Origin of the sequence: Pelotomaculum propionicicum (genome assembly GCF_048984525.1) — a bacterium.
Taxonomy (GTDB): domain Bacteria; phylum Bacillota; class Desulfotomaculia; order Desulfotomaculales; family Pelotomaculaceae; genus Syntrophopropionicum; species Syntrophopropionicum propionicicum_A.
The window spans coordinates 1-20,859 of record NZ_JBMGJC010000004.1 but is presented as its reverse complement, the minus strand read 5'-3'; the positions used below and the strand labels follow the sequence as shown (position 1 = coordinate 20,859).

The 20,859-nt window shown below is 47.1% G+C and carries 24 protein-coding genes and 4 tRNA genes; 13 read left to right on the top strand and 15 right to left on the bottom strand.

Features of this window, described 5'->3' with window-relative positions; genetic code table 11:
* Positions 1 to 203 precede the first annotated feature (203 nt).
* Entirely contained in the window at positions 204 to 776 is a 573-nt protein-coding gene (locus ACOBQJ_RS05295; protein ID WP_421070691.1) for an acetate uptake transporter, read from the top strand.
* Positions 777 to 887: 111 nt separating this feature from the next.
* Here ACOBQJ_RS05295 and clpX read toward each other — a convergent pair whose 3' ends face one another.
* Genes clpX through tig form a run of 3 tightly spaced genes read right to left on the bottom strand, consistent with a single transcriptional unit; the run spans position 888 to position 4,175 of the window.
* On the bottom strand, positions 888 to 2,138 hold the full coding sequence (clpX, locus tag ACOBQJ_RS05290; protein WP_421070690.1) for an ATP-dependent Clp protease ATP-binding subunit ClpX: 1,251 nt from the start codon (positions 2,136 to 2,138) through the stop codon (positions 888 to 890).
* Between the two features lie 13 nt (positions 2,139 to 2,151).
* Entirely contained in the window at positions 2,152 to 2,742 is a 591-nt protein-coding gene (gene clpP, locus ACOBQJ_RS05285; RefSeq protein ID WP_421070689.1) for an ATP-dependent Clp endopeptidase proteolytic subunit ClpP, read from the bottom strand.
* 44 nt (positions 2,743 to 2,786) lie between these two features.
* On the bottom strand, positions 2,787 to 4,175 hold the full coding sequence (tig, locus tag ACOBQJ_RS05280; RefSeq protein WP_421070688.1) for a trigger factor: 1,389 nt from the start codon (positions 4,173 to 4,175) through the stop codon (positions 2,787 to 2,789).
* Positions 4,176 to 4,680: 505 nt separating this feature from the next.
* Here tig and ACOBQJ_RS05275 point away from each other — a divergent pair.
* The 5 genes from ACOBQJ_RS05275 (at position 4,681) to ACOBQJ_RS05255 (ending at position 6,454) form a co-directional block, all read left to right on the top strand.
* A tRNA-His gene (locus ACOBQJ_RS05275) sits at positions 4,681 to 4,757 on the top strand.
* 123 nt (positions 4,758 to 4,880) lie between these two features.
* Positions 4,881 to 4,956, top strand: a tRNA-Gln gene (locus ACOBQJ_RS05270).
* Positions 4,957 to 5,062: 106 nt separating this feature from the next.
* A tRNA-Lys gene (locus ACOBQJ_RS05265) sits at positions 5,063 to 5,138 on the top strand.
* A 43-nt stretch (positions 5,139 to 5,181) separates the two neighbouring features.
* Positions 5,182 to 5,267 (top strand) — tRNA-Leu (locus ACOBQJ_RS05260).
* A 182-nt stretch (positions 5,268 to 5,449) separates the two neighbouring features.
* The gene (locus tag ACOBQJ_RS05255; protein ID WP_421070687.1) at positions 5,450 to 6,454 is read left to right on the top strand and encodes a DUF3231 family protein; all 1,005 of its coding nucleotides are present in this window, start codon (positions 5,450 to 5,452) and stop codon (positions 6,452 to 6,454) included.
* A 141-nt stretch (positions 6,455 to 6,595) separates the two neighbouring features.
* Here ACOBQJ_RS05255 and ACOBQJ_RS05250 read toward each other — a convergent pair whose 3' ends face one another.
* Both ACOBQJ_RS05250 and ACOBQJ_RS05245 read right to left on the bottom strand, forming a co-directional pair.
* Complete coding sequence (locus ACOBQJ_RS05250; RefSeq protein WP_421070686.1) at positions 6,596 to 6,793, bottom strand: hypothetical protein; 198 nt, start codon at positions 6,791 to 6,793, stop codon at positions 6,596 to 6,598.
* A gap of 209 nt (positions 6,794 to 7,002) precedes the next feature.
* The gene (locus tag ACOBQJ_RS05245) at positions 7,003 to 7,497 is read right to left on the bottom strand and encodes an HIT family protein (protein ID WP_421070685.1); all 495 of its coding nucleotides are present in this window, start codon (positions 7,495 to 7,497) and stop codon (positions 7,003 to 7,005) included.
* 208 nt (positions 7,498 to 7,705) lie between these two features.
* Here ACOBQJ_RS05245 and ACOBQJ_RS05240 point away from each other — a divergent pair, with 208 nt between their 5' ends.
* The 4 genes from ACOBQJ_RS05240 to ACOBQJ_RS05225 are packed head-to-tail and all read left to right on the top strand — an operon-like array spanning position 7,706 to position 12,026.
* Positions 7,706 to 9,505 carry a spore germination protein gene (locus ACOBQJ_RS05240; RefSeq protein WP_421070684.1) on the top strand — a complete coding sequence of 600 codons (1,800 nt, stop codon included), beginning with the start codon at positions 7,706 to 7,708 and terminating at the stop codon, positions 9,503 to 9,505.
* Positions 9,477 to 10,595 (top strand): GerAB/ArcD/ProY family transporter, encoded by a 1,119-nt coding sequence (locus ACOBQJ_RS05235; protein WP_421070683.1) that lies wholly within the window; start codon positions 9,477 to 9,479, stop codon positions 10,593 to 10,595. Before ACOBQJ_RS05240 ends, ACOBQJ_RS05235 begins: the two co-directional genes overlap by 29 nt.
* Positions 10,582 to 11,847: a Ger(x)C family spore germination protein gene (locus ACOBQJ_RS05230; protein WP_421070682.1), complete on the top strand. Its 1,266-nt coding sequence runs from the start codon at positions 10,582 to 10,584 to the stop codon at positions 11,845 to 11,847. Before ACOBQJ_RS05235 ends, ACOBQJ_RS05230 begins: the two co-directional genes overlap by 14 nt.
* A 5-nt stretch (positions 11,848 to 11,852) precedes the next feature.
* Positions 11,853 to 12,026 carry a hypothetical protein gene (locus tag ACOBQJ_RS05225; RefSeq protein ID WP_421070681.1) on the top strand — a complete coding sequence of 58 codons (174 nt, stop codon included), beginning with the start codon at positions 11,853 to 11,855 and terminating at the stop codon, positions 12,024 to 12,026.
* A gap of 72 nt (positions 12,027 to 12,098) precedes the next feature.
* Here the strand turns inward: ACOBQJ_RS05225 and ACOBQJ_RS05220 are convergent, their stop codons facing one another.
* The 7 genes from ACOBQJ_RS05220 to ACOBQJ_RS05190 all read right to left on the bottom strand — a co-directional run bounded on the left by ACOBQJ_RS05220 (position 12,099) and on the right by ACOBQJ_RS05190 (position 16,544).
* Complete coding sequence (locus ACOBQJ_RS05220; protein ID WP_421070680.1) at positions 12,099 to 12,230, bottom strand: hypothetical protein; 132 nt, start codon at positions 12,228 to 12,230, stop codon at positions 12,099 to 12,101.
* Positions 12,231 to 12,235: 5 nt separating this feature from the next.
* The gene (locus ACOBQJ_RS05215) at positions 12,236 to 12,445 is read right to left on the bottom strand and encodes a hypothetical protein (protein WP_421070679.1); all 210 of its coding nucleotides are present in this window, start codon (positions 12,443 to 12,445) and stop codon (positions 12,236 to 12,238) included.
* 234 nt (positions 12,446 to 12,679) lie between these two features.
* Positions 12,680 to 12,961, bottom strand: coding sequence for a hypothetical protein (locus ACOBQJ_RS05210; RefSeq protein ID WP_421070678.1), 282 nt, complete (start codon positions 12,959 to 12,961; stop codon positions 12,680 to 12,682).
* Positions 12,962 to 12,969: 8 nt separating this feature from the next.
* Positions 12,970 to 14,352: an HD domain-containing phosphohydrolase gene (locus tag ACOBQJ_RS05205; protein WP_421070677.1), complete on the bottom strand. Its 1,383-nt coding sequence runs from the start codon at positions 14,350 to 14,352 to the stop codon at positions 12,970 to 12,972.
* A gap of 45 nt (positions 14,353 to 14,397) precedes the next feature.
* Positions 14,398 to 15,300, bottom strand: coding sequence for a DNA adenine methylase (locus tag ACOBQJ_RS05200; protein WP_421070676.1), 903 nt, complete (start codon positions 15,298 to 15,300; stop codon positions 14,398 to 14,400).
* Between the two features lie 278 nt (positions 15,301 to 15,578).
* Positions 15,579 to 15,755: a hypothetical protein gene (locus ACOBQJ_RS05195; RefSeq protein ID WP_421070675.1), complete on the bottom strand. Its 177-nt coding sequence runs from the start codon at positions 15,753 to 15,755 to the stop codon at positions 15,579 to 15,581.
* Between the two features lie 114 nt (positions 15,756 to 15,869).
* On the bottom strand, positions 15,870 to 16,544 hold the full coding sequence (locus ACOBQJ_RS05190; RefSeq protein WP_421070674.1) for an SOS response-associated peptidase: 675 nt from the start codon (positions 16,542 to 16,544) through the stop codon (positions 15,870 to 15,872).
* 284 nt (positions 16,545 to 16,828) lie between these two features.
* On the opposite strand from ACOBQJ_RS05190, the gene ACOBQJ_RS05185 reads away from it, so the two are divergent.
* The gene (locus ACOBQJ_RS05185; protein ID WP_421070673.1) at positions 16,829 to 16,954 is read left to right on the top strand and encodes a hypothetical protein; all 126 of its coding nucleotides are present in this window, start codon (positions 16,829 to 16,831) and stop codon (positions 16,952 to 16,954) included.
* A 140-nt stretch (positions 16,955 to 17,094) separates the two neighbouring features.
* Here the strand turns inward: ACOBQJ_RS05185 and ACOBQJ_RS05180 are convergent, their stop codons facing one another.
* A complete protein-coding gene (locus tag ACOBQJ_RS05180; protein WP_421070672.1) occupies positions 17,095 to 18,315 on the bottom strand; it encodes a radical SAM protein in 1,221 nt (406 codons plus the stop codon).
* A gap of 42 nt (positions 18,316 to 18,357) precedes the next feature.
* Positions 18,358 to 18,660, bottom strand: coding sequence for a hypothetical protein (locus ACOBQJ_RS05175; RefSeq protein WP_421070671.1), 303 nt, complete (start codon positions 18,658 to 18,660; stop codon positions 18,358 to 18,360).
* A 175-nt stretch (positions 18,661 to 18,835) separates the two neighbouring features.
* On the opposite strand from ACOBQJ_RS05175, the gene ACOBQJ_RS05170 reads away from it, so the two are divergent.
* Positions 18,836 to 19,660, top strand: coding sequence for an amidohydrolase family protein (locus ACOBQJ_RS05170; protein ID WP_421070925.1), 825 nt, complete (start codon positions 18,836 to 18,838; stop codon positions 19,658 to 19,660).
* A gap of 180 nt (positions 19,661 to 19,840) precedes the next feature.
* Complete coding sequence (locus ACOBQJ_RS05165) at positions 19,841 to 20,305, top strand: CBO0543 family protein (RefSeq protein WP_421070670.1); 465 nt, start codon at positions 19,841 to 19,843, stop codon at positions 20,303 to 20,305.
* Between the two features lie 81 nt (positions 20,306 to 20,386).
* Here the strand turns inward: ACOBQJ_RS05165 and ACOBQJ_RS05160 are convergent, their stop codons facing one another.
* Positions 20,387 to 20,662, bottom strand: a complete 276-nt coding sequence (locus ACOBQJ_RS05160) for a hypothetical protein (protein ID WP_421070669.1) — start codon at positions 20,660 to 20,662, stop codon at positions 20,387 to 20,389.
* Positions 20,663 to 20,859 lie beyond the last annotated feature (197 nt).

Here is a 20,859-nt window from a genome sequence, read left to right as displayed (position 1 = left end):
ATGACTGATACTATAACTTTGGTCATAGTCAGCATCTTTACATTGTACTTATGGCATAGACAATCCTGGCAAATATAGATATAATTATTACAAAATGCTTATGCGCTTATTGAAAAGACTTATTAGGGGGTGTCGAAAAACATATTTTTTTGGTAGAGTGTGTTTTGGTCTTTTTGTTACATTTTTAGGGGGGAGTAGAGAAAATGGCTAACAACGTTTATGAAATTAAAGAATCCAGCATTGCCGATCCCGGGCCGCTTGGCCTGGCCTGTTTTGCCCTGACCACGTTTGTGTTGAGCGTGAAAAACGCCGCTCTGGTTCCAGGAGAAGCATTAAGCATGATTATCGCTTGCGCCCTGTTTTATGGCGGAACTGCCCAAATCCTGGCCGGCATGTGGGAATTCAAGAAAAACAACGTGTTTGGAGCAACCGCTTTTACATCCTACGGCGCGTTTTGGGTCTCCTGGGGCTTTTTTGAAATAGGAGCCCTTTTAAAGTGGTTCGTGGTACCTCCACAAGCTGCTTTGTTATTCCTGATCGCATGGACTATTTTCACTTTTTATATGTGGATTGGCAGTTTCGGCACTAATAAGGCACTGGTAGTCGTATTTACCTTGTTACTTGTTACATTTATTTTGCTTGACCTCGGCAACCACGTAGCGGCCGGTTATTGCGGGATCGTTACCGCCCTCGCCGCCTGGTACACATCCGCCGCCGGAATATACAACACCGTTTTCGGGCGGGTTGTCCTGCCGGTAGGCCCCTGCAAAAAGTAAATTATCACGTAAAAAATCCTGACCGGATCCGGTCAGGATTTTTTTATTGGTTTGATGGACTGAGAGGAATACCCGAATCTCACGGCCCACGTCTCACTTCTCACGACTCATTTACGCTGTTTCTTCTTTTTTCTTCTTGCGGTCCATGGCAATTATATGCGGAGGTTCTTTTTTCTTTATTGTTTCGCCTGTTACCGTGCACTTGGCGATATCCTCGCGGGACGGGATGTCATACATAACGTCAAGCATGACTTCTTCCAAAATTGACCTTAAACCCCTGGCGCCTGTGTTCCGCTTCAAGGCCTCTTCCGAGACCGCTTTCAGGGCGTCCTGGGAAAACTCCAGGGTAACGCCGTCCAGTTCAAACAGCTTCTCGTACTGTTTGACCAGCGCGTTTCTCGGTTCGGTGAGAATGCGGACCAGGGCGTCCTCATCCAGTGCATCCAGAGTTACAATTATCGGCAGCCTGCCTACAAACTCCGGAATGAGTCCGTATTTGAGAAGGTCCTCAGGCAGAATCTTACTCAGTATTTCACCAATCTTTTGCTCTTTTCTGGCTTTTATTTCCGCCCCGAAACCCATCGCCTTTTTGCCGATGCGGTTTAATATAATCTTTTCAATTCCATCGAAAGCACCGCCGCAAATAAAAAGCACGTTCGTGGTATCAAGCTGGATAAATTCCTGGTGGGGATGTTTGCGCCCGCCCTGCGGCGGCACACTGGCTACTGTGCCCTCCAGGATTTTTAAAAGAGCCTGCTGGACTCCTTCACCCGAGACATCCCTGGTGATGGATGGGTTTTCTGACTTGCGGGCTATTTTATCGATCTCGTCAATGTATACTATGCCTTTTTCAGCTTTCTCCACATCGTAATCAGCCGCCTGGATTAGTTTGAGCAGGATGTTTTCCACATCCTCTCCCACGTAACCAGCCTCGGTCAGAGAGGTGGCGTCCGCAATGGCGAATGGCACGTTCAAAAGGCGGGCCAGAGTCTGGGCCAAAAGTGTTTTACCGCTGCCGGTGGGACCCAGCATGACTATGTTGCTCTTTTGCAGTTCAACGTCGTCGATCTTGCCGCCGAGATTTATCCTTTTATAGTGGTTGTATACGGCAACGGACAGGGATTTTTTAGCGCTCTCCTGGCCGATAACGTACTGGTCAAGGATCTCTTTAATTTCCTTGGGCTTTGGTATGTCACCAACATCCAAGCCCAGGTCCTCGCTGAGCTCTTCTTCAATAATTTCGTTGCAAAGCTCGATGCATTCATCGCAGATGTACACACCGGGGCCCGCAACCAGTTTCTTCACCTGGTCCTGAAGCTTGCCACAGAAGGAACACTTCAACTGCCCTTTGTCGCTAAACATATTTCCACCTCTTTTACCTTTGCTTCCTGACATTATAGACCTCGTCTATGAGGCCGTAATCTTTAGCCTCCTGGGCTGACATGAAATAGTCGCGCTCAGTGTCCAGGGCAATCTTTTCAAGAGGCTGACCGGAATGCCTGGACAGAATATCATTTAAAGTCCCTCTCATGCGCAGAATTTCCTTGGCGTGGATCTCGATATCAGTCGCCTGGCCCTGCACTCCTCCCATAGGCTGGTGGATTAAGATCCGGGAATAAGGCAGTGAAAAACGTTTTCCTTTTGTCCCGGCGGCTAAAAGCAGCGATGCCATGCTGGCGGCCTGACCGATGCAGATAGTGGCAACAGGGGGGCGGACATGCTGCATGGTATCGTAAATAGCCATTCCGGCGGTCACCACCCCACCGGGAGAATTAATATAAAACTGAATATCTTTTTCAGGGTCCTCCGCCTCAAGAAAAAGCATCTGGGCAATAATCAAATTTGCCACTGTATCTTCTATCGGCCCGCCAAGAAAAATAATGCGGTCTTTTAAAAGCCTGGAATAAATATCGTATGAGCGTTCGCCGCGGTTGGTCTGTTCAACTACAATCGGTACAAGGTTCATTTTAAATTCTCCTTATTAAAATTTTTCAAAAGACCTTCTTAATATTATTCCGCTGCCGGTTCGTTGGTGTCCCCTGCTTCGGGTTCACCGGTGTTCTCGGCTTCAGGTTCGCCGGCTTGCTTGGTTTCAGGCTCATCGGCGCCCTCGATGATTTTTGCGTTATCCGCGAGAAACTGCAGGGTTTTTTCTCTGACAATCTGGTCTGTGAGGAAATTTACCTGTCCCTTATTGTCCAGTATTTTTTGCAGCTCTTCCTCGCCTGTATTGTAATACCTGGCTATTTTGGCGGCTTCTTCTTTAATTTCCTCTTCAGTGGCTTCAATGTTTTCAGCCTTGGCTATGGCTTCCATTATTAAGTTCATCTTGGCCGCCCACACAGCATCCGGCTGCATCTGCCCTCTCAATTCTTCTATAGTGGTGTTCGCATACTGAAGGTAGTTCTCCATGGTCATACCCTGGCTGGTGACGCGGCCTTCCAGGTTGCGGATCATGTCATTCAGCTGGCTTTCAACCATGGGCGCGGGCACTTCAAGATCAGTGCCGTCTACAATTTTGCTGACAACTTCCTGCCTGAGCTGGAACTTTGCCCTTTCCTCGGCAGCCTCTTTTAATTTATTCGATATGTCAGTCCTTAATTCCTCCAGAGTATCGAACTCACTGACGTCCTTGGCAAACTCGTCGTCCAACTCGGCCAGTTCCTTCCGTTTAATGCCCCTCACGGATACTGTGAAAACAGCGTCTTTTCCGGCCAACTCCGCCGCCTGGTAGTCGGTGGGAAAGGTAACGTTGATGTCTCTCGTCTCATCGATTGAAACGCCTATTAATTGATCTTCAAAACCTTCAATAAAAGAACCGGATCCTATTTCAAGGGAGTAGTCCGCGCCTTCCCCGCCTTTAAAAGGCTCCCCGTCTACCCTGCCGAGAAAGTCTATAACGGCGATATCACCTTTTTTGACTATTCCCTCTTCCAGAGTCAGCAGTTGGGCGTGCCGCTGTTGAAGACGTTCCATGGCCTTGTCAACTTCTTCCTCCGGAACCTCGGTTAACGGTTTTTTAGCTTCCACTTCCTTATACTGGCCAAGTACGACTTCCGGCTTAACCAGGACCGTAGCTTTGAATACCACGGGTTTGCCTTCCTCGGCCTGCACAACATCAACTTTAGGCTGATCGACCGGCTCAATGCCGGTTTCCGCGACAGCCTTGTAATAAGCTTCAGGCACTACCGATTCCATAGCCTCTTCCAGAATGACTTCTTTACCGACATACCGCTCAAATATCTGTCTTGGCGTCTTACCCTTGCGAAAACCCGGGACGTTATACCTTTGCACAAGCCTGCGGTAAGCTATGTCAATGGCCCGGTCAAACTGTTCTGCCTCCACCTCTATTTCCAATTGAACAGTGTTCTTTTCTATTCTTTCGGCGTTGGCTTTCATTTATGCTCCCCCTTAAATTGTGTCATTATATAAGGTATTTATTAATAAATAGGACAACCAATCTCCATATTAACAATAAACACCAGATCACAGTATTAATATTGTAACCAATTTTAAATTTTTATTCTAGTAGGGAAGGGATATAATTCCTCCGAAGTAAAACTAAAATCGCACGACTAAAAAAGCCCTGGCTCTTTTAAACCTGATTTATTACATGTGGGCTTGAATGTTTTTTATACTAATGCTTTTTCTAACCCTACGTTCAACGTATTATTAAATTATATCTGCAAGGATATCATTTATCAATAAAAAAAACCAAAATCAGATGATTTATTTCCTCTTTATATGATATATTCACCCTGGTATCCAGCCCGGCTGCACTAAAGTCCCTCCCTTTGCAAGGCCTTTTAAGTGCACGCATTTTCCTTGACAACACTCTGATAATTTGCTAACATATCTTGTGCGGGTAATCAGGTATTCTCAACGTATGTGTCCCGCTGACATGGTGGGTGTAGCTCAGTAGGCTAGAGCACCAGATTGTGGCTCTGGGGGTCGTGGGTTCAAGTCCCATCATCCACCCCATAAAAAGACGTGAGAAGTGAGAATTGAGACGTTAGAAATCAGGGGTTTTCTTAAGGGTCCAAAAGACCCGGGAAGATTACTAAAACATCACACGTCCCATGACACACGACCCACTACTCATACTGGGGCGTCGCCAAGTGGTAAGGCACCGGTCTTTGGAACCGGCATTTCGTTGGTTCGAATCCAGCCGCCCCAGCCATGTATATAAGATTGGAAGTTGGAGGTTAGTTGTTGGATAATAGCAATCCGGCAAACCGGATTCCAAGTATCCAACGCCTGATATTTAATTTCCAATCTCAGTTTATGGGCCATTAGCTCAGTCGGTAGAGCACCTGACTTTTAATCAGGGTGTCGCTGGTTCGAGTCCAGCATGGCTCACCAAATTTGGGGTTGGAGCTGTTTAAGTTCCAACCCATTTTAAAAAGCGGGCGTGGCGGAACGGCAGACGCGCTGGACTTAGGATCCAGTGGGGTAATTCCCGTGAAGGTTCAAGTCCTTTCGCCCGCACCAAGTCAATATTCTCAAGGATTCGGATTGATGTCCGGATTAAGTGAGTCTAAATTAGACATATCGGATTCCTCCTTTGTACTACTCGGTCTGCGAGTGGCAAAGGAGGATTTTGTTTTTGTATAATTGGATAAATCATAGAACATTATTAATAAGAGACTATCTTAATACTGGAGGAAATAATAATGATGAAAATTTTTAAGAAATTGTTGCCCTTCCAAACTACCGAAGCAGAGAAGCCAATACACGCAGGAGAAGTATATTACTTGTGGGAAGGGCTTTCATCTGCCTACAAGTTAATCGGAATACTGGAGCTAAACCTTATGAACACCGAAGATGCTCAATTGCAAACATATTTAAAGGGACTGACCACCGCAACATTCGCTCTGCACATTAAGAAATTGGAGGATATTCTTAAAAATGAGGGCTTTACCGTTCCTCCAAGACCCTCCTCCAAAACCTTGCAGGGAGGGCCGGGAACCGGACAGGAGGTGCAGTTGACAGATAAGGAAGTAATCAGAAACATCGTTGGTTTTGGACAAGTCTATATTATGTTTTATACCCGTGCTATAATGGCCTGCACCAGGGAATCGGTCCGAGATGTTTTTCTTGATTTGATGAATGATTACATAAGAGTTTATAAATTTTTACTCGACTTTGGGAAAAAAAGAAATCATTTCGTTCCGCCTCCACCGGCTACTGCCAAAAAAGACAGTTTGAATATGAATGAGGTGGGAATTCTTTGGGAGGAACTGACCTCAAGGTATCTGAGCCAGGTAAACATGGAAATTTACCTGGCCAGTACAAAAGATAAGGACCTTATTAATTTGATCACATGGGGACTGAATGAGATCGTAATACCGCAAATGGAGCAGTTGGAAGCTGTTCTTAAGAATGAGGGTATTACCATTCCACCCCGGCCTCCTTTAAGGCAATATCAATACTCACCGGGACAGGTCAACAAAATCAGGACAAGTGATGAAGAATTACTGGGTATATTGACTGTGGCTTTCCAGGCGGCCATCGCACTGCACACGCGGGCGTTAACAATAGCCTACCGGGATGACCTGATAGAACTCTGTGAAAAATTGCTGTTCAATGAGCTAAAAGGGTTCGAAAAATTAATGGCCCTGGCTAAAGCAAGGCAGGTCTTGTCAAACCCGCCGGTAGTAAGTTCGCTTCGGATATAGCCAAGTTAAAACCCCGGGACATGTTACCAGGGTAAAAATGTACCGGGGTTCACTCCAATTTAAATTATATTGTATTTATCGCTGAGTAAATACTTTATTCTAATTTATTCGGGAGTTGCTATGGCTGCGACAAAACTTCGGCTACTTGAAACTGCTCTGAATCTCCTCAATCCAGAATTCCCGGTCGGGCTCATATTCCGTACACTCTTTTCTGCCGCACTTCAGTTCCAACCCGCACGAAAAATCACTCGGCAGTACCTCAATTGAGCCAATAAGCTTAACGCATGGTATATTATTTTCCATGCAGGCTCGAAAATCTTTTTTATTTTTAACCAGCAAAATGTATCCCTCTCTCCTGTAAATATCTTTACCCTTGCTTCTAATTCAAATATATCACTTTCGAACCAGTTTTTTAAGCTTTTTTAAAAAATTAAATCGCCGGACCGAAAAAATTATGACTATAAAGGGTTATGCAATTTAAGGCAGCAAAGCTGCCTCAGGTCGCATGTTAGCCATAACTTGCTTCTTATTTTATAAATATTCGTCCCTCATTCTTGGGCTTCAAGGGCTGCCAGGGCTTCTTTCAGCTTCTTATAAGTACCCTCGAGGGACTCGGATATTACCCTGACGTCCCCGAACACAGGCATAAAATTGGTGTCCCCGACCCACCGGGGGACCACATGGATATGAAAATGTCCCGGGATGCCGGCTCCGGCAGCCCTGCCCATGTTAATCCCCACGTTAAAACCCTGCGGGTTGTAAGAGCGGAGTACCCTGACCATCTTCCGCGTCATTTGAAACAGCTCTGTCATTTCCTCAACGGCCAGTTCCTCAATATCACCCACATGCCGCTTGGGTATGACCAGGAGGTGCCCGTTGTTATAAGGATAAAGGTTCAATATGACAAATGTCTTATCTCCCCTCAGCAGGATCAGGTTTTTTTCGTCCTCAGCCGACTGGACTTTTTCACAAAAAACACACTTATCACCGCCGTGGTCACCGCCAATATAGACCATGCGCCAGGGCGCCCAGATCTGTTCCATATCTCAAACCTCCAGACAGCAGATATTCTCCCTTGAAAAATATATTTTAATTACGACTTTCGACATTATTGCTGATTACTCCTTTTGAAATAAATTATTAGAAATTTTATTATACCGGGCATTGTTTTATGGACCTGTTTCACGAGTGCATAGTTCCATTTCAACAGGATACAATATGCTTTAATGCTGTATCGCTGGGTGGTGTGCCATGAATATCCTGAAAAACCTACATAAAATGATCTCCTACCAGGAAAACCTGGACCGTGAAGGTTTTATCCTGAAGGAAACCAAAGACGATAAAGAAGCCGGCCCGGATAAAAGCGGCAGGCCTGCTAATCCGGATAATAGCGGAAAGTCCGGTGATCCGGATAATGGCGGCAAACCCCCGGATAAAGACAGACCCCAGTCAAAAAGAATATGTTTCAAAAAACCTCGCCGCCCGTCGGAGATGCACAAAAGCGAACCATCCCTTAAACAGGATTCCGTCAGTTCCTCCCTTGATCAAAACATGGAAGCCATCAACAGGCTGTACGGCCTGCCCAAAAACAAGGACATTGTGCTCAGGGATTTTTACCTGGGAACAAGCCCGTCACTTAAAGGCATGGCCGTCTTTATTGACGGCTTGACCGACAAGACTTTGCAGGACCTGCTTTTCCAGGCCCTGATGCTCTTTGCCGACCGGCCGGCGCCGGACGACAGGGGAAAACTGGCGGAACTTGTAAAGGAAGCGCTCCTTCCCGGCAACCAGGTAAAAGTGATTGACGGCCTCAAGGACGTCTTATCCGCGGTTAACACGGGGGACACGGTCCTGTTTCTGGAAGGGTGCGCCCGGGCAGTGCTGGTGGAGACCAAGGGCTGGGAGCACCGCGGCGTGGAAAGGCCTGTTGCCGAGCAGATCATCCTGGGGCCGCAGGAAGCCTTCACTGAAACCCTCCGGGCCAATACGGCACTGCTTAGGAAGATTATTAAAAATGAAAATTTGACCACCGAATTCGTGGTTGTCGGCGAGCGGAGCCAGACAAACGTGGCCTTCATGTACCTGCGCGACCTGGCCAACCCAGACCTTGTTAAAGAGGTTAAGAGGCGGATCAAGAGCATCAAGACAGATTACGTACTGGACAGCGGCGTTATAGAACAATTCATCGAAGACAACCCCTATAGCTTAAACCCGACCATCCTGGCCACCGAGCGCCCTGACCGGGTGGCTTCAAAAGTAGCCGAGGGCAGGGTAGCCATAATAGTTGATGGCAGCCCCTTCGTCCTGGTGGTGCCGACGTCCATGTACGAGCAGCTGCATACCGGGGAAGAGCTGTATAACCGCTGGCAGTACGGCAGCTTTATCCGGTGGCTGCGCGCTCTGGCCTTTCTCCTGTCGTTTTTGCTGCCCGGTTTTTACCTTGCTGTTGTACTGTACCACCAGGAGATGATCCCGACCGAGCTGCTGCTGGCCATCGCCGGGAACCGCGAAAGAGTCCCCTTCCCTTCTATTGTCGAAGTCCTCCTGATGGAGTTCTCTTTTGAGCTGATCCGGGAGGCCGGCCTGCGCATACCTGGCGTGATGGGGTCGACCATAGGCATCGTGGGAGCCCTGATTTTGGGACAGGCCGCGGTGCAGGCTAACATAGTCAGCCCGATCCTGGTAATCCTCGTCGCCGTCACCGGCCTGGCTTCCTTTGCCATCCCCTACTATTCCCTGGCTTTTACCATGAGGATCTACCGGTTTTTCTATATCTTCCTCGGCACGACACTGGGTTTTTTCGGGATCTCCATGGGCCTTTTAGCGCAGGTTATTGTAACTGCCAACCTCAAGTCCTTTGGTTCGCCCTACCTGGCGCCGGCCGGGCCAAAGACCTCGGACTGGGCCGATGTCGTGACCGTGGCACCTGTATTTTTCCACGAGAAGCGGCCGGACTACATTAACCCGCAGGAGACAACCCGCCAGCCGAAAGTGTCCAGGGGCTGGATTAAAAAGAACGCGGATGAAAAAGCTGGTGACAAAAATGATTAAAGAGGGCAAATTTGGCCTGTCGGAAGCAATTATTCTTTTAATCTTATCCAACATCGCTAGGATATTCCTGCCCTATCCCAGGCTCCTGGCCGAGCTGGGCGGTCCGGCCGCCTGGATGACACCGCTCGGCGGGCTGGCCGTCGCCCTGGCCGGGGTTTATTTGATGACGGCTGTGCTGAAAAAAAGCCCGGATAAAACTATTATCGAGATCAGCGAGGACGCTTTTGGCCCCGTCGTGGGAATTGCTGTTAACCTTGTAGTAATTTCTTTTTTCTTATCTGTCAGCATGCTTTTCACCAGGGAGTTCAGCGAAGCGCTGATTCTTTCCACCCTTCCCTATACGCCGATCAGCGTAATTACAACAACCTACCTGAGTGTAGGGATACTAGGAGCTTACCTGGGCATAGAAGCGATGGCCCGGGCGGCCAGGCTTACCGCCCCCTATATTTTCGGCGGAATAGTTATCCTCTTAATTTCTTTGTCGCCGCAGTGGAGTCTAGATAACCTGTTTCCCTTTTTCGGCACCGGGCCTGTCCAGGTATTCGGCCAGGGCGCCTTCAGCACAGCCGCTCTTACCGAAATAATCCTTGCGGCGGTCCTGGTCCAGGCCATGGGCGGGCCTGATAATATCGGCAAAATCGGCTACCGTTCCATGCTGATCGCCTTCCTTTTATTAAGCGGGCTTCTGGCTGCCACGGTCCTTACTTTAGGCAGGGAATACACCACAGAGTCCACCCTGCCGTTCTACACCGTGACCAGAAATATTTTCCTCGGCCGGTTTTTTCAGCGGGTGGAGGCAGTATTCGTGATTATCTGGAGCATTATCGGAGGGTTGAAAATTGCCCTGACCCTTTACGGGGCGTCCGTTTCCCTGGCCAGGACCTTAAAGCTCCCTGACTACCGCCCCTTAATCTGGCCTTTAGGGCTGGTTATATTTATACTCAGCCTGCTGCCTCCCGACATGTCAACAGCGGTTAAGCTGGATGCAGACTTCCTGAGGCCTTTATCCCTGGTCCCGAACTATTTGCTGCCTCTGCTGATCATCGCCGCATACTGGCTGAGAAGGAGGGTCGGCCGTGCGGACGGTTAGGATTTGCGCACTCTTTATAACAATTCTGGCCTCTTTGACCCTGGCCGGCTGCTGGGGGAGCAGGGAGTCCGACGAAATTGCTTACGTCCTGGCGGTGGGTCTCGACAAGGGAGAAAAGGACAGCCTGGTGGTGACCGTAGGCATAGCCAACCCCAGGACTCTCGCCGGGGGCGGCGGTGGCGGCGGAGGTGATTCTGAAAAAAACATTGTAGTATACAGCGTGGAGACATATGCCCCGCTGGCCATGTCGAACTTGCTCAACACGACTATCGACAGACCGCTGTCCCTGCTCCACGCCAAAGCATTCATATTTTCGGAAGAGCTCGCCAGGGAAGGAATAGGAAAATGGCTCCTTCCCCTGATCCGTAACCGTGAAGTCCGGGGCACATCCCAAATCTTTATCTCAAGGGGTAAAGCCAGAGAATTTATTGAAAATAACAATCCTTTTCTTACCTTAAGCCCGGCCAAACAATACGACCTGATCTACGAACTGTCCGATGAACACGGCCTGTATTCAAGCATCCAGTTGACCCAGTTTTATGATTATTTGAAGTCCGAATCAATAGAAACAACAGCCCCCCTGGTAGGCGTCCACCTGGGCGAGTTTGAATCGGCCAAGCCGGGAGCAGCAAAGGGCGGTGACATCGCCATGGGCAAATACGTGGCAGGCGAAGTGCCGGTTGCCGGAAGGAACAAGGCCCAGTTCATCGGGACCGCGGTTTTTCTCCATGACAAGATGCAGGGCACTCTAAACGGCCAGGAGACCAGGTACTACCTTATGATCAGGGGCCTTTTCGGCAGCGGCCTTATCAGCATGGCGGACCCCCTTTCAGAAGAACCGGCTTTTGTCGGATTTCGGGTGCAGCAGGCACGCGGCCCCGAGTACAAGGTAAATATCGACGAGGACGGCAAGGTCAGCATCGATGTCGATATTTTTCTGGAGCCGGAGGTAACGGCCTATACCGGCGTAAATACTCTTGTAAGAGCTGATCTGAAACCCATTTATGAAGAAGCCTTCTCAAAATACATCGAGCAGGGCTGCAACACCTTGATTAAGCGCACCCAGGAGGAGTTCAGGTCGGATATCTTCGGCTTCGGCCAACACTTAAAACACCGTTTCTGGACCGTCCAGGCATGGGAAGAATTTAACTGGCTTCACCGTTACCAGGATGCCGATATAAACGTAACCGTCCACAGCCATATCAGAAGGTCGGGGCTTATTATGAAAATAATACCTTGGGAGACGGAGTGATCATATTGTTGAAATTGCTGATTTTCCTCCCCCCGCTTGTCGTTACCTATTACACCTACACCTACGGCCGCTGGGCTCTGGAAAAGGGAAACAAACGCGGCGGGATCGGGGTCTTCATCCTGGCTGCTTTTGTCATGGTTATATCTGTTTACGCAGTCTTTTTCCGGCCGCCTTACTAAACATTAAGACCAAAAGACCGCCCTCCGATGAAACAGGGGGACGGCCTTTTGGTTTCACTCCTGTATTAATTTTTACTTTTCGCCGGGTTCGCCCGTTACCCAGACAGGTGAAGCTGCGAGGTACCTGTGGAAGAACCACTCCCCAACCGCCAAAAGAGCCAGCGCCAGGACCCAGCCGGTGGCGTCGAGGGTTATAAACCTCAAACGTATTAAGATGCGGGCCCCTGGCTCTGCTTGCTTTTTTCATTTATAATCTGGTAAAAGTTCATGACGTTGCTGTGAAAGCCGTCCATACCGTCTTTAATATTTTTTACTGTCATCTGAGCTGCCTGGGCCACCGACTGTAAATTTTCCAGGTACTTATCTGATTCAGGTATGATTGCCATTGAGAAAATCAAAGGATAAAGAAGGCGTATCATCTTATTTACCACCCCTCCTACGGTGAATACTCTAATTTTCCTTTTTTTATAGGTTATGTTTCATAACCGGCAAAGGTAACCAGACCCAAAAATTTAAGTGCGATGGGCGCCTGATAAAATAGATAAAAATAAGAACAAAAATTAGAGAACCCCGCATATTATAGATCAGGGTATTAAATTACCCATATCATAGCCGCTTATTAAAGCGGAAATAACCCGGCCAGGCCGGGTTATTTATTTCTCTGACATCCAGTGCTTAACAACATTGCTGATTTCATCCTGACCGGATTCTTTAACAGACTCCAGTTTTTTGTCCGCGATAAACCGGCTCCTGATTTTACTGACCAATTCAGGATTTTCTTTTTCCAGCCTTTTTATCAGTTCCTGTACTTTTTGGGCTTCCCTGTCTTTATCTGCGCCGCTCACTGTTTTATTAACCTTAACGCTGCTCTTAGAAGAAAATAGCAGCCACAGGACCAGGACGCCGAGCAATATAAGAATTACCAGTGCCGCCATAGCCGTGGTCAATGTAGTCCCACGCCCGCGTTGGAAATCCTGTTTCTGCCTTTTAATTTCACAAAATCATCGACCAATTTTGGGTCGAACTGTTTGCCCGCACATTTTTTAAGCTCGTTCAGCGCGTCTTCACTGGACAGTGCCTTGCGATAGGGGCGGTCGCTGGTCATAGCGTCAAATGCGTCGGCGACAGCCAGGATCCGGCACTCCAGCGGTATCTCTTCCCCTTTCAGCCCCATCGGATAGCCCTCGCCGTTCCACCACTCATGGTGTTTCAGTATAAGTTCCGCAATCGGGCCCAGGTCAGGCGGCGACATGGCTATAATGTAGCCAATTTCGCAGTGCCGTTTCATTTCAGCGTATTCTTCGTTGGAAAGGGGACCTGGCTTGAAGAGGATATTGTCCGGGATGCCCACCTTGCCGATATCGTGAAACTGCGCCAGCAAGCGCAGGTCAGCGTGTTTCCTCTCCGGCACGGAGATGGACTTGGCCAGGTCTATGACCAGGTCCTGCATCCGGTCAGCATGACCTTCAGTAATAAAGTCCCTGGCCCCAAGGGCCTTTTTCAGGGTCTGGACTATGGCGCTGCGGGCGCTCTGGCTGCGGTGCAGCTTTTCCCTGTACATGTTGTTGTCAGCCTCTTTAAAAAGGTCTGCCGGGCTTAGCCCGTCGTGGCTTGTGGCAAAACCCAGGGATATGCTGAGGGGCAGTTTTGAATTCTCCTCGTTATACGAGGCGACGGATTCACGTATTTTATTACAGGTTTTTTTAACGATGGCCTCTGTGCTGTTCGGGATCAGCAGGGCAAACTCATCACCCCCGGTGCGGGCCACCACGTCCCCTTCACGGTAAGAGTTCTTGATCACTTCCGCCACCGCTACCAGGAGTGAATCGCCGATATCGTGACCCAGGGTGTCGTTAATAAACTTAAGCCCGTCCACGTCGCAGACGATGATGGTTACCGGGCTGTAACGCGGCGCTGACAGCCGCTGCATCTGCTCTTCAAAAAAGGCCCGGTTGTACAGGCCGGTAAGGTTGTCATGGAAACTTAGATACTTCAGCCTTTCCTCTGTCCGGTTGCGGATGATGATCTCACGCAGCAGCTCGCTGTTCATGGACTTAAATTCCTGGTTCCGCTGTTTTGATAAACGGTTAAACCACAGGACAAACGATAAGCAAAACAATGCTACCAGCAGAATGCTGGCAGTGTGGGTGACCCACCCGGAGAGGTTGGGGAAAAAAGTTTCTTTTAAAAATTCGTAGAGTGCAAAAAAGGCAACAATACCTATAACGATCGGCAGAGCCCTGGTTAAACTAAAATTATTATCCTCTAAAAATGTTCCTGAGGCGTATTTCTGGGCGGCTTCAACCTCGTTTGGTATTTTTGCCATTTTACTCAATAACCCCCATATTGATTCGTGGGTTAAGTTTTTTCCTTACAGGCAGCTTTTAATTCCCCCGCTTCTCAGATTAAATTGCAAGTGCGGGTGACCGAACTGACACTTATGATCAGGATACGACAGTACAACCAGTTCTTTTATAGAACCGCGTTTTGACGCGTCTGAATTTATGGCTCTGATAGCGTTGATGGTTTTAATATTGCAGCCGCGGTACAGATCCCTTACAAATTCCGTGTTCGAGTTGCTCAGCATCACGTAACAACCCCTTTCCTGAAGGGCGCTGAATACTTCCCTTAAACGCCTGTGATCGGCAAAGCCGAAGGCGCCGGATGTGTAGCCTGTGAAATTCGAAGTCGGCGACAGGGGGACATAAGGCGGGTCAAAATATACGAAGTCACCGGCCCTGGCGTTTTTCATGACAATCTCAAAATCACCGGCGTACAGCTCGGCCTGCTGAAAGGTGCGGCTCGCGTTTCGCAGTGCTTCCTCATTAACTATGACCGGGTCGGTGTAATCGCCGAAAGACACGTTGAACTGGCCTTTGCTGTTTACCCTGTAAAGCCCGTTGAAGCAGGTTTTATTCAGGTAAAGGGTACGGGACGCCCTTTGTATATCGTCCAGTTCCGCCGTGTCTTGAGATCTTATATTATAATAATATTTTTGATCATATATATGTTTTTTTGATATAGTAATAAGCCTTTCCACATCGTCTCTGATCACTCTATATAAATTAATTATTTCTTCGATCGAATCAGATAAGTATGCTTTTGCATTTTTGTTCCTGATTTCCTCAAACAAATAAAAAAATACCGCGCCGCCACCCATAAAAGGCTCGTGGTAATTAAAATACTCACGAGGAAAGTATTTGGATAGCTGGTTAAGTATTTTTGTTTTCCCGCCAGCCCATTTGACTACGGGTTTTACAGGGAATTTAATCACAATACAAACACCCTATATTAATATATTCCATATGCATTCGGTTTACAAACTTCAAAAATGATCATACTCGATCATTTTTGATCAATTTAACTTAAATAGAGTGATCATCTCCTTCGCTCTTGATCTAGATCGGCATTAAGATCATTATTACCATTTTTTATAATTATTGCTGTCGGGAGTAAAAATAATCTTATAAATACTATGCAAAAAACTATATTTGCAACAAAAAAAAGAAAAAACCTCATACTAAAAGTATGGGGTTTTCAAATGAGGTCGATTTATTTTTTTAGAATGTTTGCCTGGACAAGAGAAACAAGACCTACTAATTTATCGGCCAGATCCTTTAATGTCCTTTCATCCAGATAACCGTCATGCTGTCCTTTTACAGTTGTTTTTTGCACGTCCAACCAGAGAATTATCCTTAATAATTCATCAATGGCCCGGCTTTTTCTCATATTCGGATACCCTCTTAAACCATGCCTAATAATAACTGATGCTATTTTACAATAATTATGTCAATGCAAAAAACCACTTTGGTATAAATCGCAGCTATACTATTTGATACCTTATTAAATTCCGGTCAGATCAACCCTCTCTATTAAGTGTGGGTGATCGTACCCGACAGAATTCACAGCGGGCGAAACAGGGTATGCCGCCAGTTCTCCGCTATAAGGCTGTAATAGCTTTTTCAACTCGAGAGTGTCATCTTGCTCCAGCCATGCCTGGAACTGCCGGCCATCATCCAATATCACCGGCATCCTCTCGTGTATTTCCCGGACAGACTCATTCGCGCCAGTCGTTATAATACTGCAGGAATTGATACTATTGCCCTCCGGCGCCCTCCACTGCGCCCATATCCCGGCAAACGCAAAAACAGACCTGTCCGGCCGGCTGATATACATCGGCTGTTTTTTGCCGCTGCTCTTCTTCCATTCATAAAAACCGTCCGCCGGGATCAGGCAGCGGCGGTGCCTGAATGAAGTTCTAAAAGCAGGCTTTTCATCTATGGTCTCCGCACGCGCGTTGATCAAACGGTTCCCAATTTTCACATCTTTGGACCAGTGTGGTACCAGGCCCCATTTCATATATGAGATCACCCTGCCGCCGGCGCCCTGTGTAACTACCGGGATGTTTTGTCCCGGGGCGATATTGAAGCGCGGCACATAATCAAAAATATTATCAGTCAGATGAAAAACCGTGTTGAGCTTTTTGCTGTCAACATATAAAGTGAAGCGCCCGCACATTTATCTGCCCCTCCCTGTTACGGTTAAACAGCCACGGGTGTCATTAGCCCGTCCGGATCAACCAAAAATATTTGTTTGCCTGGTAAATGTATAATTGCCCTTAAAGAAACCTGTTTAACGTCATTCTTTAATGAAATCTGTTTTTCCTTCATTTTATTTAACCGGCAGCTGTGTCCGCCGTCAAAATTTTTGTCAACAGGCTGCCCGCAACTTTTTTCGAGCTCAATGTTAACCATTTTAGTATTTCTGGAATATTTTATTGTAAAATGAAAGGAGGGTTTTACTTGGCTGATTATGTAGCTGAGCAAGCCGGTGCTTGGGGCAACAACTGGGCTTTTATCCTGTTTCTGATCTTGATCCTGCTTATCTTAGGTTTTGGCTTTTTCATGATCGGGGGCTGCGGCGTTTAATTTCACCCCCAGATATAACCTCTCCTGGCCAAATCACCCGCACGGGTGATTTGGTTTATTATTGACGGAAAAAAACGCCACAATCCCTTGTGGCGTTTTTGGCTGCTGTTAACAAAGTCTCATGGTGTTGAAACCTTGACTCACGTCTCACGTCCCATACTGCAGGCTGAGACCATAAGTTTATGGAATGCATAATGCTGTAAACTTGGGGAAAACAGATCCCCGTTTTCCTCATAATTAACAGCAAAACAGCCTCCCTGGTAATCGCCGGAAATACCCATCGATTCACACGCTCTACGAAGGCGGGAGCAGCCCGCCAATTGAAACCTGTTCTCAAGGTGGGTTAAGCCGTAATTGACATCGCCCAGTTTATCCGGCGGCCGGGTCTTGTTTATGGCCATAATCTTTGAGCATGAAGTTATATCCCCGTTTACGTTTACGGCAATATTATTGCGGCCGGCGTGGCATCCATAGAAGCAGGAATATTTATCAACCTCGTCAAACTCCGCAATCCTCAGGTCACCGCGGGGCTTTTCTCTGTACCAGCGGTACAGCCTGCCGTATTGCCTTGCAAAAGTATTCATGTCATCTTCGGCCCACCTTACGCCGGTGGCGGGGCTGATCAGGAACTGGTTGACGCCCAGGTCGTAAAGTCCCAAAACACTATCAAAGAAAGTGGGGGCGTTTTCCGGCATCACTGTCATTTTGACGCCAACCCACTGCTGCGACTTTTTGAGTATTTCCACACTCTTCAAAACTTTTGCAAACGTCCCGCGGCCTTTTGCATCTACCCGGAACCTGTTGTGTTCTTCTTCCAACCCATCAATGCTCAGCAGGACCATGATTTTATGCCGTGAAAAATAACCGGCCATTTCCTCGTTAATTAAAACACCATTGCTGGTCATGTGGAATTCTACCAATTTGCCGGAAGCCTTGGCCTTTTCCTCCGCGTATTCAGTTACTTTTTGCACAGACGGAAAATTCAAAGTCGGTTCGCCGCCGAAATGAAGGATATTGACCACAGGCTCACCTGCAGAATAATCAAATAATAAATCTACAGCTTTCCTGGCAGTGTCAAATTTAATCTTATGGCGGCCGCGCATATTTTTTTCAAAACAGTAGGCGCACGCAAGGTTGCATCCTTCCGTATGGACGATCTCAAGTTTGGTGACAGGAGGGAAAAACGCGGCGTTTAAATTTTTTGTAACCTGGTAGATAAGCCTCCGGGTATCATCTGGAGAAAAGCCAAAGTTAATCTTAACCAGGCGTTTCAGCAGGGTGAGATCAGGCGCTTCCGACATCAGTATTGAATGTATTTCTCCGATCACATCTTTGTCGCAAACTTCCTTACAGCTATTCATAATCCCACCCCGTTGTTCTGACCATACCGTAAGCGGTGGCTGCTAATCCCTGAGAGGGCCGACCTGGGGCGTTAACCCGACGCCAAAACGTATTGAGCAATCGAAAACATCTTTACAGCTGTGATTGTAATCAGACGGACATTTGTACTCGCCGCAGCCGAATTTTGAGCCGGTGCAGTGATATGCTACATTAGCCGATATTTTTTCATCTTCCAGTGCCCTTGACATTGAGGGGCCGGTCACCAATTCGTGAATTTTCTGGGTTAAAAATTCCACAACCTTTTGCAATTCCTCTGTTGCGACTTCCGCGATTTGTTTTTTCAGTTCTTCCATGTTCTGCGACATGATTTTCTCACCTTTCAATTAAGAGTTGTATAGTGATAAAATATTCCGGAACAGGAAGATATGTTACCAGCATATGCCATATAATGCTCCCCGCCCGATATGCGCACGGGATTCTTCCATTGCCATGGAGCCGGGGGCTGTGATATATGTATTAAATAGCGAGAAATATTTTGTGATGAGGAAAAAGCACATGATTATTGACGCCCACACCCATATTTACCCCGACCGCGTGGCGGAAAAAGCGGTCAGCACCATTCTCGGAAACACCAAAGGTAAGGTGGACGCCCATACCGACGGTACTTTTGATAATTTACTTTCTTCCATGGAGACAGCCGGTGTCGACCTGTCCATCGTGCTGACTGTGGCCACCACGCGGGAACAGGGCTGCGGTATTTTAAGGTGGCTGAGGCAGATGGTCGACCGCACTCCGCGCATGATCTACTTCGGCTCGGTCCACCCCTATGATCCCAACAATAAAAGCGTTATCCACGAAATGATAGAAATGGGGATACAGGGTCTCAAATTCCACCCCGCCTACCAGGGTTTCCCGGCTGATTCAAGAGAAGCTTATAAAGTCTTTGAAGAGGCTTTGAAAAATGATTTAATCCTGTATTTTCATTCGGGCTTCGACCTCAGCATGCCTGATACGGACTACGCTTCCATTGAGCGGTTTGTCAACGTGCTGAGAGACTTTGCCGGCGACGGCGTGAAAATTATAATGGCCCACGCGGGCGGAGACGGCGAGTGGGAAAAAATTTTGGATTTATACGGGGATAAAAAGTGTTATTACGACACGTCATTCGTGCTGGAAAAAATGGTGCTGGACGAGAACGCAAAAGAACTGTACAGGCAGAATGAAGATTACTTTATCTTCGGCTCAGACAGCCCCTGGCGAGACCAGAAAAAATATGTCGACTTTCTCAGTAACTCCGATCTCTTCAGCCAGGAACAAAAGGACAAACTCTTTTATAAAAACATTTTAAAACTAATTAAAATTTAGTTAGGTTGTGGATTAGTAAGCGAGAGGCGGGAGGATGCCCAGTTCGAATAAACTTCTGGTATGCCTCTATTTTTTTGCCCGTATGGAAGCAGTTTTTCAGCGGCATAACTACCATGCAACGGGGAACGCTATTTCATGAAGCTTGTCTTTTAATATCCAATTAACATGGAGTATGAGGCAATGTCCAGAGAGTATAAAATTATATTAATTACCTATGTTATGCTGGTTATTCTGCTTTTTTGGCTGGTACCGGCAGACAAGATACGTGACGCCATTGTAATATTACTCTTTAAACAGTTTCTAACATGGTTTTTCGGGCTAATAACTGTTGAATTGAATTTGATACAGTACCCTGTGCGCCAATTCAGCAAAGCCACCAGGACCAGTTTCACCTTTGAGTATTTCGCCTACCCGGTCATTTGCGTCTTCTTTAACCTGTATTATCCCTTTGGAGAAAGCGTAACAACGCAAGTAATATATTATTTTTTCTACACCACTGGAATTACCGTTTTTGAAGTGTTGCTGGAAAAACACACCAACCTGATTATATATTTAAAATGGAAGTGGTACTGGACATGGGTTACGATTTTCATTACCTTTATAATGTCTAACCTCTTTTACCGGTGGTTCTTCCGTTTAGGCTAACGCCTATAAAAAAACCCGCCATTTAAGCGGGGGGTTGGCTGCGAAAAACTCCTTTGTTATTCCGTAATTTTTCGGGTTATATTAGTCCAACCTCTTTATTTTGACTTTGAACTCTATTACTTCACCGTCTTCAAATTCGCCATCTTTATCATTGTCTATTTCTTCCTCATCCTCATCTTTTTCTTCTTCATCTTTTTCTTCTTCGTCGTCTTCTTCGTCCTCATCTTCATCCACGTCTGCCCACAATGCGAGCATTATCGAAAGGACCGAGCATTCCTCTATATATTTATCCCACCAGGCGCATTGTTCTTTTTTGCAATCTGCTTTAATGACAGGGCAAAATTTAGTTCCCTCCATAATTAAGACCTCCTTTTTTGGTTAAATTATACATTGCAAAATGAACTTTAGCCAGTTAATTAATAGCTGCAAAATCAGCACCACCCCAAAATGGGGTGGTTTGAACCAGCCCTATAAGGGCTTATTACAGGCCAGCGCCTAAAAGACGCTGGCTTAAACTTCGTTCAAGCCATGTGCACTGATTACTTGGCAGAACC